Genomic DNA, 13,419 nt, shown 5'->3' on the forward strand with positions numbered 1-13,419 from the left:
CATACTGTAACTCAGCGTGGCTGACAGATGACCGGTCGGTCCGCTTCTAAAATCACTTCTTGTGTCACACTTCCGAATATCGCCTTTCCGGTTGGCGAACGTTTTCGGCCGCCGAGGCTAATCAAGTCAATATTATTATTGCTTGCAACTCGTATAATCTCTCGTTCAGGTTCTCCGCTGGTCCCGAGAATTTCCGGTTCTATTCCGTGGTCCTCGAACGCTTCCACCGCTGTACGGACGGAACTGACCTGTGGAGCCGCAATACCGTCCGGATTTTCGGTAAAAACGTGAAGTATGAGGATTTTATGATCGTCAGCATTCATCGGCATTGCGGTGATTTCTTCGGCCTGTTTTCGCGCCTGTTCGTCGGAATTATCGAGACAAACTAATGTCTTGTACATGTACTATACTGTCTCGTCTTACACGGATAAATCCATTCCCAATGAATTCTGACACAATTCTTTTTAGATAAAGCACATCACACTGCTCGTTCGTTACGTTACTCCGTTGCAGTTTCAACGTCGTCCAGTACCAGATACAAATATCGTCCAGTAGCGGAGACAATTATTGAACGGCGTTCGAGCGGTCGACCGTCGCGATCGGTCGACTAGTTAGAAGGGATACTCGCGCGGTTCGTGCTGGAGCGAGATCCACTTTTTCTCGGTGACTTCGTCGAGGAAGTCTTCGCTGTTGTAGCCGCCGACGCCGGACGCTCCGGTTCCGCTGAACGGGACGTGTGCTTCGTCGTTGATCGGCTGATCGTTGACGTGGACCATTCCGGTCTCCATCCGTCCAGCGATCTCCTTTCCGGTACCGACGTCACCTGCGTGAACCGATCCGGACAGCCCGTATTCCGTACTGTTTGCCATCTCGATCGCTTCGTCGACATCCGAGAACGGGATGACGGGAGCGATCGGTCCGAAGTGTTCGAAGCAGGCGGCGGACATGTCGTTGGTCACGTCCGAAAGCACCGTCGGTGCCACGACGAGACTGTCGTCGACGCCGTCGATGTCGACGGTACTTCCGCCGGTTTCGAGCGTCGCGCCGGCCTCGAGCGTTTCGTCGACGTACTCGAGCATTTCTTCGCGCTGGGATTCGTCGATGATCGGACCGACGATCGTGTCCGGATCGTGGGCCGAACCGACGGGGAGCGATTCGGCTCGTTCGGCGAGTCGCTCGACGTATTCGTCGTAGATATCCTCGTGTACGAGATGGCGGTTGATCGAAATACAGACCTGTCCCTGATGGACAAAGCTACCGAACGTCGCCGCGTCGACTGCCGTCTCGACGTCCGCCTCTGCGGTCACGATGTGCGCGTTGTTTCCGCCGAGTTCCATCGCGGCGACGGCCAGGTTTTCACCGGCCGAGGCTGCGACTTGTCGGCCCACCGGCGTCGATCCGGTGAATGCGACGACATCGCTTTCCGGGTGGCTTGCGACCTCGTCGCCGATTTCGGACCCGCGACCGGTAACGACGTTGAGAACGCCGTCGGGGAAGCCGACCTCGTCGAACAGTCGACCGAAGAGGAGTCCGCCGACGACTGGCGTGTTTGTCGACGGTTTGAGGACGACCGTATTCCCTGCGGCAACCGCCGGTGCGACCGCTCTCATCGAGAGGTTCAGCGGGAAGTTCCACGGCGAAATCACCGTCACGACACCTTTCGGTTCGCGCTCGACGATGTTCTCTTTGCCCGGAATGTTCGAGTGGGCGTGTTCGCCTTTCATCCGTCGCGGAAGCGTCGCCGCTTCGGCGAGTTGATCCTCGGCGAGGTGGACCGACGTCCCCCCCATGACGGCCGACCCCCCAGCTTCGTTGGTCAACAGTCCCATGATCTCCTCGCTCCGTTCTTCGAGGGTTTCGAGGAGTTCCTGGACGAGTTCTTCGCGCCGCGCTGGCGGTGTCGTTGCCCACTCGTTCTGTGCGTCTGCGGCCGCTTCGTACGCGTCATCGACGTCCGCCGGTGATCCGCGCGGAACGTGCGTTACCGTCTCACGCGTCGACGGATCCGCAACTGCGATCGTTTCCCCGCTCGCCGATTCGGTCCACTCGCCACCGATGTACAGTTCGTCCCACTTCCCCTCGATACGATATGATGACTGACTCTGTTGAGCCATACCGAACTTTGGACCGAGCCCGTAATCAACCTTTGGGCAGTTCTTCTCGAACGACCACCAAATCGCAAGCGGGCTACGACCCGATAACACGTCTTTTTCCCGGCGTTTCGTCACTCAATGTAATTGAACGCATGCTCTCCCAGTAACGTCAATGTAACCGCTCTCCCCCAGATCGAGATAACGACGATTATTCGGCGAATAGGGTGGTTACCCCTCGTTTTAGCTCTAGCACACCGTTTGACTGAGGAACCGTTAAAGTCAACAATATTGTAAATCGAGTTCGGGTTGAAACTCCGCCACTCAGTACGGAAAGGTGACAAACACTTTTAATTATAATAGCACGGATAGGACTACTATTTCGAGTCTCCAACCACGGTGAGGTCATCGTACTGACTGCGAAACGCGAACCAGAGACCGTGTCGACCCGTAATCCGGTCGAGTGTTTCCTCTCGACTCGAGAGTTCTTCTCGAGCGATCGTCCACTTTTCCCCATCGGCGTCGACGAGTGTGTCACCGTCCCGTTCGACCGGGAGGGGAGGCGCTCGGTAGACGGCTACGTCCCCGGTGGGGTCTTCGAGAACGACTCGTGGATCGCTCGATCCGTCGTCGACGATGACTCCTTCCTGGCGGACTTCCTCGGTCGGGTAAATTCTCGTCCCATCGGATTCGGTTGTGACGCCGTAGACTCGCTCCTTTTCGGGGAGTTCGCTTTCGTCCGCTTCGACGCCCGGTTGGACCACGCTTTCGTTCTCCCAGTAATGACGAAAGATTCCGATTTCGTCGGTGTAGTAGCCGTAGTCGTACTCGTATCCGGTTTCGATATCGAGGGCGCGGGTATCCGGATGTTCTCGCTTCCATTCGCCCCAACTCGTTTGCGTAACCGAACGAACAGTAAGTCGTTTCTCTCGGTTCACATACGTCCCGGCGATCGGGACTCCACGGTGTTGACTCCAGAGACTTTCGGTCTCTTCGTCGAACATTACTTTATTCCCGTCCAGTAGCATTCCTGAGCTCCCGAACGTCAACGTTCGGTCGCCGACCGTTCGGTCGTAGAGAATCGGCGCGTTACAAAGCGTACAGTACGTCAAACTGACCGGATGTCCCTCTATCGTCGCGTTCAACAACTCGTGAGGAAAGAGGATCCAGCGGGGGACTGCGTACGTCGTCCCCTCGATTTCGAACCCGAACACGAGGTCGTCGTCCGTCAGATACCGTCGGTCGCCGCGAGGATCGGTTCCCGCATCGACTTTCGTCCCCGGGACGAAGTCGGGTCCGTTGAGGGCGGCCAGAAACGACCTGTCACAGTTTCCCCAGCGGATGTCCCGCAGATCGAACGTTCGCGGCGTCGCCTCGAGGAGACTGCCGACCGGGGGAAGGTAGGATCGATACAGCTGCAGTTTCCACTCGTCGAAGCCCTCGAGCGGTTCGATATCTTGCTGGGAATACCAGGTTTCCCACTCGACCCAGGCGTGGTCGGAATCGAAGTTCGGTTCGGCGAGGGTACAGAGGGCATCGATGACACCGGGCCACGCTGTCTCCGGTAGCTCGAGGTACCTGGGCGGTGATCGATCGCGCATCACTTCGGGAAAGCCGAACGAGCCCCACTCATTTGCGATGGAGTCGATCATCACGATTTCCACGAGATGCGGAAGTACGCGTTCGTCGCCCTGTTCGCTCAATTTCTCGATCGCCGCCGCGTGACCGTCCACATCGCGGGCGAGTAGTTGCTCACACAATTCGGTTAGGTCGAGGGTACTTTCCGAGTCCATTGCCTGCTACTGTGTTTGCAATCCTGATAAAGCTAGATACTCACACCCACCCAGTACCAGTCCGATCCGTACTGGTCCTTCGGTCGATTATTGCTCTCGGCAGTCGTCGTCAGCCGATACTACAAATCACTGTTTGTAACGCTTGTTTCAAACGCTTGTACTTACATTCTTGCTCCCAATTGAATTACTCTCTCGAGTTTGCTGGTCGCCGTTGGTTCGAACTGTAGATTTTAGTCGACTCTCTGCCTCCGTATTTGTCGGTGTCTGGTAAATTGCTACCCTCATTGCCTGACAAACTCATTTTATCCATCTATTTTTCGATGTTCGCTGTCAGAGAACGCGCGCTGTATCGTCGCCATATACGTCTAGATGTCATGTTGTGGCGTAACAACGATATACATTACAGCCTTATGAATGTAATGTATGGAAAGATAGTTGTCAAACTCCGTTTCTTGCTGTCGAACAGCCGGATAGCGCGTTTCGCGACTAGCTCGTCACCGCTCTCACTGTCAATTCCTACTATGGCGGTATTACGTCCGCCCTCCGATTCGTTCTCTTCGGGCAGTTCCGGTCCGCGGAGTCTGTTCTCGTGCTACCGAATAGGCGTTTCAGCTATTGCACCCGGCTATCGCCCGATAGCAGTTCCGTGACGCGTCCCTAAATGGGATGTTTTATAACGCCATGTCCGAATGAATCAGGTATGCATTTCGTCCGATACGATGGCGACAGACTCGGAGTACTCACCGACGACCAGACCGGAATCGTCGACCTGACTGATCGACTCGGCCTCGAGAGCGAGGATCCACTGATCGAATACATTCAGGGCGACTACGACGCGAGCCAGTATGCTACGGAGGAGGCCGACCACGACGTCGAAGACGTTCACGTCGAATCCCCCGTCGAGCACCCGAAGAAAGTCATCGCCGCCCCGCTTAACTACGAAAACCACATCGAAGAAGCGATCAGCGACAAGGATATCACCACGGACGAATGGTTCTCGATCGAAGACAAGGGCTACTTCCTGAAAGCGCCCTCGAGCGTCGCCGGGCCGGACGACGGAATCGAACTTCCGTTCTCGGACCGTCGCGTCGACCACGAGATCGAACTGGCGTTCATCATGGATTCGGATGTCAAGGACGTCGACGCGGAGGAAGCCTGGGATAACATCTTCGGATACACGATCCTCCTCGACATCTCCGTCCGCGGAGATCAGGATCGTTCGAACCGGAAGTCCTACGACACGTTCACCATCATCGGCCCGTGCGTCGCGACGTCTGATGAAATCGACGACCCGCAGGATCTGGACATGGAACTCCAGCTTAACGGCGAGACCCAACAGGACGACAATACCAACGATATGGTCTACACGTGCGCGGACGTCGTTGAGTACGCTTCCCTCGGTGCGACGATTTCGGCCGGCGACGTTATCACGACCGGAACGCCGGAAGGTGTGAGCGAACTCAACGACGGCGATACGATCGACGCCGAAATCGAAAACGTCGGTTCGATGACCGTCGACGTTACCGAACGCGACGCTCGGTTCGCGGACGTCAACGTCGAGAAGGGCGGACAGTAACTCCGACGAAAGCCGTTCGATTTTTGCGGCGTTGCGTAATCCTATTTCGAACCGACGGAGAGAGCGTGTTCGCCGTCATTTGGTACCGTTTTGCTCGGAGTTTCCGAGCGGCGACCCGTCGGCCGAGGCAGTATTCTTATGACCGATCCGGTATAATGTCCGTCTATGGCTGAATTCGAGAACCCGTACGCAAAAGAAGACCCGTTCGTTCAGGCCCATTTCGACTGTCTCGACTGTGGTGGAAAGCTCTGGGAGTACGCGATCCAACAACAGATGGTCTGTGAAGATTGTCGCGAAGTCTTTCGATCGGAACGCGTCTTCGACGATCAAATCGACGAGCAGGATGTCTGACCCGAAGACAGTCCTTGTCGACGAACGAGACTTCGCTTAGTCAGTCAGCTCAATCAGTCAGGTGGGTAATTCGTGGTCCATCCTGTCGCCGGTGAAGACAGCGTTATTGCTCCAAACACTTATGGTGATTCTTGCGTAATCGTATGGTATGGCACAGCAAGAGTCCGAAGACCCGATAGAGTTGAGTTCCGAGACTCGGAGCATTCTCGAGGAGGAGAACCTCAGACCGCTCTGGGAAGTCGAAGATACGTTCGGCGACGTCATCGACGACCTTCAGGCTGATATCTGGAAGTGGGAAGATATCAAAAACGCCATCGATCACGTCGAGGAGGACATGCCGATCGACGACCTCCCACCGGGGTTCCAACGTCGAGTTGCGGTCCCGATCAACACGGCGCTCGGGAACTCGATATCGAATACGATCTACGTCGGCGTCCAGACCGTTTCACCCGGTGAAACCGCGCCATCCCACCGCCACGGGGCGAACGCGTTGCGATTTACCATCGACGGCCACGAGGACATGAAGACCGTCGTTGCCGGCGAGGAGTTCCCGATGGAGAACAACGACCTCATCACGACGCCCCAGTGGGAGTGGCACGACCACGTCAACGACTCCGACGAGACGGCCATGTGGCTCGACGTGCTCGATCTTCCCCTCGTTCTGGATTCGCTCAACGCCACGAACGTCTTCGAGAATCACGAACTCGAGCGCCAGCCCGTGACCAAAACGGAGGGGTACTGGGACTCACAGTACGGCCGAGCGCGATCGTACGACCAGTCGAAAGACGATTCGATCCCAGGTCCGTTCGAAGGAAACTGCGATCCAACCCCACCGTACCGGTTCCGCTGGGAGGATACGGTCCAAACCCTTCGTCAACGCGCCGATAACGACCAGCCGGATCCGTACGACGGCTACAGCATGTCCTACGTTAATCCGACGTCCGGAGCCCCGCCGTTGTTCCCGACGATGTCGTTCCGGGCGCAATTACTCACCGAGCCAACGGACGCTCACTTCCACAACGCGACGGAAGTCTACTTCGTTATCGAGGGCGAGGGTGTCACGCACGTCGAGGATGAGGTCCTCGAGTGGGGCAAGTGGGATATCTTCTGTGTCCCGCCCGGGGAAGCTCATCACCACGAACCGGACGGCGAAGCAATCCTTCTCGGAATGACGGATCGACCGGTGTTCGAGGCGTTTAACTTCTACACCGAAGCAGAAGCCTGAAAATAGACGCGGTCGTTCTTTCGTCTCTTCGCTGTGTCTTTACGCCGACGGCGAGCCCGCTTGTGCAGTTTTGAGAACGAGAGCAATCTTGGTTTTTCGACGAAAATGTACCGAGGGGATCGCCCTGAACCCTGCTATCGCTAGGTTCAGCGGTTCGCTCATACGGTCTGCTGTAACGATTTACCGGCCCAACCCCAGGATGGGTCGCGGTTGTGCCGGAAATGACTGACAGCAGTCCGTATCAGTCGCCGTGATTGTCGGGAGCGAGCGCGATCAGCGCATCGAGTGCAAGCACGTCGTCGGATCGTGCCAGCAGCGGGTTGATCTCAACCTCCGACACCGCGGACTCTTCGACAAGGAACTCGCCGACCGTTTGTATTGCCGCGGCAATCGCTTCCCGGTCGACGGTCGGTTCGCCACGATATCCGTCGAGAAGTTCCGACGCCTCGAGCTCGTGAGTCATCTCGAGGGCCTGTGCTTCGGTTACCGGCGCGAGCCGATGGCTCGTATCCTGAAGGACCTCGACAGCAACGCCGCCGAGACCGACCAGTACGGTCGGTCCGAACGACGGGTCTCGCGTTCCGCCGACGATGACTTCGATGCCGTCGTCGACCTCGAGCGCGGATTCGACCCGTACCGCCGCATCGATCCCCTGCTCGTCGGCCGTTTCGAAGATTTCGCGGGCGGCGTCGGCGACCGCATCGTCGTCTGCTACCCCCAGAGCGACGCCTGCGCCCCCACCCCAGTCGCTTTTGTGCTGGACGCTCGGCGATTCGATCTTTACGACGACCGGATACCCTAGTCGCTGCGCAGCGTCGGTCGCCGCTTCGGGAGAGTGAACGGTTTCACCGTCGGGGACGGTGACGCCGCGTGCCGAAAGAATTTCTTTGGCCTCCGATTCCGTTAGCGCGGTCCGCCCCTCGGCCGCCGCCGTTTCGATGTGATCAGTCATCCGCGCTCACCTCGCTTTCGACGTCGCCAGCAGGTGGATTTCGCTTCGCGTAGTTGACGAGCGCCCCGACGGCGTCGGCTCCTCGTTCGGGCGTCGTGTACGTCGGGATGCCACATTCGTTCATCTTCTCGAGTTCGGGCTCGAGCGCCTTTCGTGCGCCGCCGGTTGCGAAGACGATCGGTTTCCCGGTCGCCTCCGGGAGCCCCTCGAGGGTCTCCGTCGGGAATCCGAGTCCTTCCTCGAAGAGTTCGTAGACGAGGACGATATCGACGTTATCGTCTCGAGCGACGGCCTCGACGACATCGCCGAACTCGGGCATCGGTCGACCCGTGTCGACGGGATTGGCCGAGAAGGTTATCCCCGGCAGGATGTCCTCGACGACGGCCTGCGTCTCGTCGCTCAGCGAGGGGAGGGTCGCTCCCTCGCCCTTTAATCGGTCAGTGATCGCGATTCCCGGGCCGGCCTGTGCGGTTACGACGCCGACGTTCGGTCCCGACGGGCGCGGACAGTCCGCGAGTGCTGTTCCGGCATCGTACAGTTCGGCAACCGAACGAACCGTCGGGACGCCGTACTGCGCGAAGCCGGCTTCGTACAACTCGTGGTCTCCGGTGAGCGATCCGGTGTGAGATTCGGCGAAGTCGCCGACGTCTTCCTCGCCCACGTTGTACGCGACGACGGGTGTCGAGACGGATCGACAGGTTTCGAGGAGGCCTCGAGCGTCGTCGGTTCCTTCGACGTGCAGGACGATGGAGTCGGTTTGTTCGTCGGTGTCGAAGTAGTCGATAGCTTCCTGAAAACCGACGTTTGCACTGTTTCCGAGCCCGACCATCGCGGATACGCCACGCCCTTCGTTTTCCGCTCTGAACGCGGTTGCAAACGCTATCCCCCCGCTCTGGGCGATAATAGCGACGTTTCCGGAGCGGATGTCTTCAGTCCCGGTTGCGAAGGTGGCGTGCAGATCCTCTGCAGGACGCAAGAACCCGCTCGTGTTCGGCCCGAGCAGGTGGACGTTCCCGTCGTCTGCGGCTTCGACGAGTCGTTGCTGTAACTGTTCACCCTCATCGCCGGCTTCGGCGAAGCCGCCCGAAAAAATAACGGCAGCCCCGATATCCGCCCGACCGCAATCTTCGATCACGTCCGGAACGACCGGCCCGGGGACACAGGAAAGCGCGAGGCCGACGGGACCGTCTATCTCCGTTACCGAGGAGACGAACTCTCGTCCGAACACGGTTCCCGAACCGGACGGGTTTACCGGATAAATGGGCGCATCGTACGTAATCGCGTTTTGCATCGCTTCGTACCCGATCTTTCCTTCCGTCGCCGAGGCACCGACCACGGCAACGCCATCGGGGTCGAACAAGCTATCTAAGGCCATGGGTGGAGTTGTGTATTACGGAGCATAGTGTTTTCCCATACGATCAGTCGTGTCGAAACTGACCGTTCTTCTCTCTCTACGATGACGCTCAGACATGTCTCTCGGAAAGGCGCTTTCGCTCTGCCCGAACGTTTTACAAACCGGACAAACCGCGACGTAAAACCCGTCGCTCACGGTCCGGTTGGTTCCGCTTACGTCCAGTCGTCCGGATCGACGGCATCCATCGGCTCCGTTCGATGTTCCTCGTGAAGATCGAAGTCGCCGTCCGGGTAGTAGTCCGGGGCCTCGAGTTCGAACCCGCTCCAGATGAGCGAGAACTGGTCGAGTTCGCCCCAGTCGGTGTACTGAATCGGCTCGGCGAAGATTGTGTCGACTTCGATTTCGCTCATCGCAGCGGCAACGTCCGCTGGATCGTCACTTTCCTCATGCTCGATCGCTTCGGCGATCAACTGCACGGCGACGTATCCGAGCGCCTGTGCGGGCCCGAAGTAGTCGCCGGTTTCTTCGTAGAACTCCTCGGCGAGTTCCTGGTATTCATCGGAGTACACGTCCGGCAGGTGGCCGAACGTAAAGCCGTCCTCGATGTCGTCGCCGATCGCTTCGTAGTTGGACTCAGGTGGGGACACTGCCGCAGTGAATAGTTCCGGTTCGTACTCCCCGGATTCCATGAGATCCAGGTACATATCGTTGATACCCGGCGAGTGCCCGGAACCGATCAGCAAGTCCATGTCGTCCGGGAGGTTGGTGATGTACTCGAAGAAGTCGTCCGCACCTTCCGGTGCTTCTTCGATGTCTGCATCGGGAAAGGTATCTTGTATCGCGTCGTTCGCAGCGACACCCCACGCGTAGTCGGCAGTAATCGCACCGAGCGTGTCGAACCCGCGGTCTTCGACGAGCCCCTCTTGGCCTCGGATGAACGCTGGCGACGGCGGCAGTCCCGTTCTGAACGTGTAGTTCGAATCGTGGCTTAAAATCTCGACGTCCCCCGCTGCGTGGAGGAACAGCGGAATCTCGAGGTCCTCTGCCGTGTTCGCCGCGTTCACACCCACGTCGCTCGAGACCGGACCGACCGCCGCGACTGCCCCACCGTCTGCGGCGCTCGTGAGTATCGTCGACGCTTCGGACGGGTTCGATTCGGTATCGACGGCGTCGTGTTCGAGGTCCTGGTCGAGCAACCCACCGTCGTCGTTGATTTCGTCGATTGCGAATTCGACGCCGGCGGTGTGAGATTCGCCGTACAGTGCGAACGGGCCGCTGTAGGGTTGTAACCCCGCAATCGTAATGTGATCGTCGTCCCCACCGAGGAGTGCTGAGCATCCAGCAAGAACACCAGCTGCCGCCGTCCCAGCGGTTGCCTTGAGGAATTTCCGTCTCCCAGCACGACCCTGTGTACCGTTTGACATACGTATGCGAATAGTGTGCACTTGCCCCTCTTTAATCTTCTCATATCTATCATGCTCATTAGGAATTTTTTATTTTCTATCTGGTTTCTGCGATAGAACTATTAACTGGCTTTCCGGTTAATAAGTTACAAAAACTTGCTTTCAGTCGTGTATCTCGAGTGTTATTCGATACCGTATAGGTTCTGTGGCCAAACACCCACATGTCATATTCCACTGGTATTTTTCCTAATGAATGTGCCGATCGGACAACGCTAGTCGATGAACAATGCTAACTATTTCTGGACGTGTGCTCCCGTATGGGGACGGATTCGATCCGAAACGGGCTACTCGAGCAGGTCAAACCGTTCTTTCTCGCCCCTGCCGTTGCAGTGGCCGGATTCGGTGGTGCGCTCGCGATCGAGGTTTCTGTGAGAATCGTCGTCGTTCACTGCTCGACCGTCGGAGTCGCCATTTACGTTGCGCACTTGATGGATGCGTACGTCGACTACTACGTTCGCGGGGAGGATTCCGAGGTTGGTCTGTCGAGTCGCTCTCTCGCGGTTACTATTGTCGCGTCGTCCGTCGGATTCTTTCTCCTCGTCGGTGTTCTGTGGCGGTCCGCTGGAGCGGGGTCCGTCGCGGTGACCGTTCCCCTGTGGGTCCTCGCGATTGCACACGCCCCTCTCCTCGACCGTAATCCGATCACCGGGACCGCGGGTTACCCGGTGGGGATCGCGCTGGCGTTCATCGGAGGGTACGTCGCACAGACCGACGAGGTAACTTCCCCAGTCCTGTTGGTCGCCGCGAGTTACGTCGGTATCCTCAGCGGCTGTAAGATCATGGTCGACCAACTCGACTACGACGCCGATTCGGCGCTCTCGAAACGAACCGTTCCGGTAGTCCTCGGCCGAACACGCGCCAGAGTTTCGGCCGACGCACTCGTCCTCACCGGTGTCGCAACGATCGTCGCGGGAACCTTCGTCGGAGTTTTCGGCCCGCTCGCGGCCCTCGCCAGTGTATTCCCTGCCCTTGCGTTGGCCGTTGCCCGATACGTTCCTTCCGTTTCCCCCGTTATCGCCGTTGGCCTCTCGATGTATCCGTTCTCGGCCCTGCTGTTCGGGAGCCTGATCGGATTGCTCTCGTAACGAAACTACTCGTGGAATATCCGCAGAATCGACCCGACGATGGTGGTTTATTTTCGAGTCTCAGCCGTCGCGTTTGTCGCCGATCACCCACGAAGGTACGCGTCCATCACGTGGTCGCTTTCGAGCAGTTCGTCACCCGTCCCGGAGGTGACGATCCGCCCGTTCTCGAGTAGGTACGCTCGATCCGCGATCTCGAGTGCCCTGTCGACGTGTTGTTCGACGAGCAACACCGGCACGTCGTCGCTAATGTCCTCGATTTTTTCGAACACGCGTTCGGCAAGCTGGGGAGCCAATGCGCCGGAGGGTTCGTCGAGTGCGAGCAACTGCGGTTGTGCCATTAGCCCGCGACCGATCGCGAGCATCTGTTGTTCGCCGCCGCTGAGCGTCCCGGCTTTCTGGTCGCGGCGCTCTTCGAGGACGGGAAACATCTCGTAGACCTCTTCGAGGGTGTCGTCGAAGGCGTCTCGTTCGGTGTAAGACCCCATCCGAAGATTTTGGTACACGGACATATCGCCGAAGAGGTTGCGTTCTTCCGAGATGTGGACGAATCCGTTCCCGACGATTTCTTCGGCGGAGTAGTTCGAGATATCGGTGCCGAGGATTTCGATTCGGCCCGAACTCGGCTCGAGGATCCCCGAAAGTGTCTTCAATAAGGTCGTCTTGCCGACGCCGTTCGGCCCAACGAGGGCGATCACCGATTCGCCTTCCTCGATCGCGAGGGAGACGTCCCAGAGGATCTGCAGATCGCCGTAGCCGACGTTGACGTCTTCGACGTCGAGCAGCGTCATACTTCGGCACCTCCAAGGTAGGCCTCCGTCACTTGCTCGTTTTGCTGTACTTCCGTGGGCGTCGCGTCGGCGATCTTTTCGCCCTGATTGAGCACGATAATTCGGTCGGTCGATCCCATGATCGCCTCCATGATGTGTTCGATCCAGATGATCGAAATGGATCGCTCCTCGCTTGCCTGCTGTAACTTTTCGGTCAACTCCTCGAGTTCGACGGGAGTGAGACCGCTGCCGATCTCGTCGACGAGAATGAGATCTGGATCCGACGCCAGCGCGCGTGCGAGTTCCAACAGCTTTCGGTCGACGAGATTGAGGCTGCTGACTTCCTCGGCCTCGAGTTCGGAGAGGTTGACGAACTCGAGGCACTCTCGAGCCCGTTCTTCGGCGACTTCGATCGACTCATCGTTTCCGAAGATCGAGCCGACGGCGACGTTCTCGAGGACGCTCGACTCGTTGAATGTCCGTGCGGTCTGGAACGTTCGGGCGATCCCTTCCTGGGCGATTTCGTGCGGTTTGAGATCCGTGAGCTCGGTGCCGTTGAACTCGATCGATCCCTCTTCGGGTGGATGGACTGCCGTAATGGTGTTGAACAGCGTCGTCTTGCCCGCCCCGTTCGGGCCGATTAATCCGACGATTTCCCCCTGTTCGATCTCGAAACTGACGTCGTCGACGGCCGTCAGCCCACCAAATCGCTTCGTTACGTTTGTCCCGCGTAGCATACTGCGATATTTTCTCCCACCGATAT

Annotated in this window: 12 protein-coding genes; 4 read left to right on the top strand and 8 right to left on the bottom strand. The window is 58.0% G+C overall.

The genetic code is table 11. From position 1 onward, the window contains the following. Positions 1–11: 11 nt before the first annotated feature. The 3 genes from ACZ5C7_RS01135 to ACZ5C7_RS01145 all read right to left on the bottom strand — a co-directional run bounded on the left by ACZ5C7_RS01135 (position 12) and on the right by ACZ5C7_RS01145 (position 3,883). A complete protein-coding gene (locus ACZ5C7_RS01135; RefSeq protein ID WP_464374560.1) occupies positions 12–401 on the bottom strand; it encodes a universal stress protein in 390 nt (129 codons plus the stop codon). Positions 402–611: 210 nt separating this feature from the next. Beyond that, positions 612–2,114 carry an aldehyde dehydrogenase family protein gene (locus ACZ5C7_RS01140; protein WP_464374561.1) on the bottom strand — a complete coding sequence of 501 codons (1,503 nt, stop codon included), beginning with the start codon at positions 2,112–2,114 and terminating at the stop codon, positions 612–614. 353 nt (positions 2,115–2,467) lie between these two features. Continuing rightward, complete coding sequence (locus ACZ5C7_RS01145; RefSeq protein ID WP_464374562.1) at positions 2,468–3,883, bottom strand: DUF3179 domain-containing (seleno)protein; 1,416 nt, start codon at positions 3,881–3,883, stop codon at positions 2,468–2,470. A gap of 700 nt (positions 3,884–4,583) precedes the next feature. On the opposite strand from ACZ5C7_RS01145, the gene ACZ5C7_RS01150 reads away from it, so the two are divergent. From ACZ5C7_RS01150 to ACZ5C7_RS01160, 3 genes are all read left to right on the top strand, one after another. Further along, the gene (locus ACZ5C7_RS01150; protein WP_464374563.1) at positions 4,584–5,459 is read left to right on the top strand and encodes a fumarylacetoacetate hydrolase family protein; all 876 of its coding nucleotides are present in this window, start codon (positions 4,584–4,586) and stop codon (positions 5,457–5,459) included. A 165-nt stretch (positions 5,460–5,624) separates the two neighbouring features. Next, a complete protein-coding gene (locus ACZ5C7_RS01155; RefSeq protein ID WP_464374564.1) occupies positions 5,625–5,810 on the top strand; it encodes a hypothetical protein in 186 nt (61 codons plus the stop codon). Positions 5,811–5,958: 148 nt separating this feature from the next. Continuing rightward, positions 5,959–7,035: a cupin domain-containing protein gene (locus tag ACZ5C7_RS01160; protein WP_464374565.1), complete on the top strand. Its 1,077-nt coding sequence runs from the start codon at positions 5,959–5,961 to the stop codon at positions 7,033–7,035. Between the two features lie 241 nt (positions 7,036–7,276). Here the strand turns inward: ACZ5C7_RS01160 and ACZ5C7_RS01165 are convergent, their stop codons facing one another. The 3 genes from ACZ5C7_RS01165 to ACZ5C7_RS01175 form a co-directional block, all read right to left on the bottom strand. Further along, positions 7,277–7,987 carry an acetate--CoA ligase family protein gene (locus tag ACZ5C7_RS01165; RefSeq protein ID WP_464374566.1) on the bottom strand — a complete coding sequence of 237 codons (711 nt, stop codon included), beginning with the start codon at positions 7,985–7,987 and terminating at the stop codon, positions 7,277–7,279. Beyond that, a complete protein-coding gene (locus tag ACZ5C7_RS01170; protein WP_464374567.1) occupies positions 7,980–9,362 on the bottom strand; it encodes a CoA-binding protein in 1,383 nt (460 codons plus the stop codon). The genes ACZ5C7_RS01165 and ACZ5C7_RS01170 overlap by 8 nt, the downstream gene beginning before the upstream one ends. A 191-nt stretch (positions 9,363–9,553) precedes the next feature. Continuing rightward, positions 9,554–10,765 (bottom strand): ABC transporter substrate-binding protein, encoded by a 1,212-nt coding sequence (locus tag ACZ5C7_RS01175; protein ID WP_464374568.1) that lies wholly within the window; start codon positions 10,763–10,765, stop codon positions 9,554–9,556. Between the two features lie 296 nt (positions 10,766–11,061). Here ACZ5C7_RS01175 and ACZ5C7_RS01180 point away from each other — a divergent pair, with 296 nt between their 5' ends. After that, positions 11,062–11,889: a UbiA prenyltransferase family protein gene (locus ACZ5C7_RS01180; protein WP_464374569.1), complete on the top strand. Its 828-nt coding sequence runs from the start codon at positions 11,062–11,064 to the stop codon at positions 11,887–11,889. Positions 11,890–11,972: 83 nt separating this feature from the next. On the opposite strand, the gene ACZ5C7_RS01185 is transcribed toward ACZ5C7_RS01180, so the two are convergent. Both ACZ5C7_RS01185 and ACZ5C7_RS01190 read right to left on the bottom strand, forming a co-directional pair. Further along, positions 11,973–12,677 carry an ABC transporter ATP-binding protein gene (locus tag ACZ5C7_RS01185; RefSeq protein WP_464374570.1) on the bottom strand — a complete coding sequence of 235 codons (705 nt, stop codon included), beginning with the start codon at positions 12,675–12,677 and terminating at the stop codon, positions 11,973–11,975. Further along, positions 12,674–13,393 carry an ABC transporter ATP-binding protein gene (locus ACZ5C7_RS01190; RefSeq protein WP_464374571.1) on the bottom strand — a complete coding sequence of 240 codons (720 nt, stop codon included), beginning with the start codon at positions 13,391–13,393 and terminating at the stop codon, positions 12,674–12,676. Before ACZ5C7_RS01190 ends, ACZ5C7_RS01185 begins: the two co-directional genes overlap by 4 nt. Positions 13,394–13,419 lie beyond the last annotated feature (26 nt).

The organism is Halostagnicola alkaliphila (genome assembly GCF_055379965.1).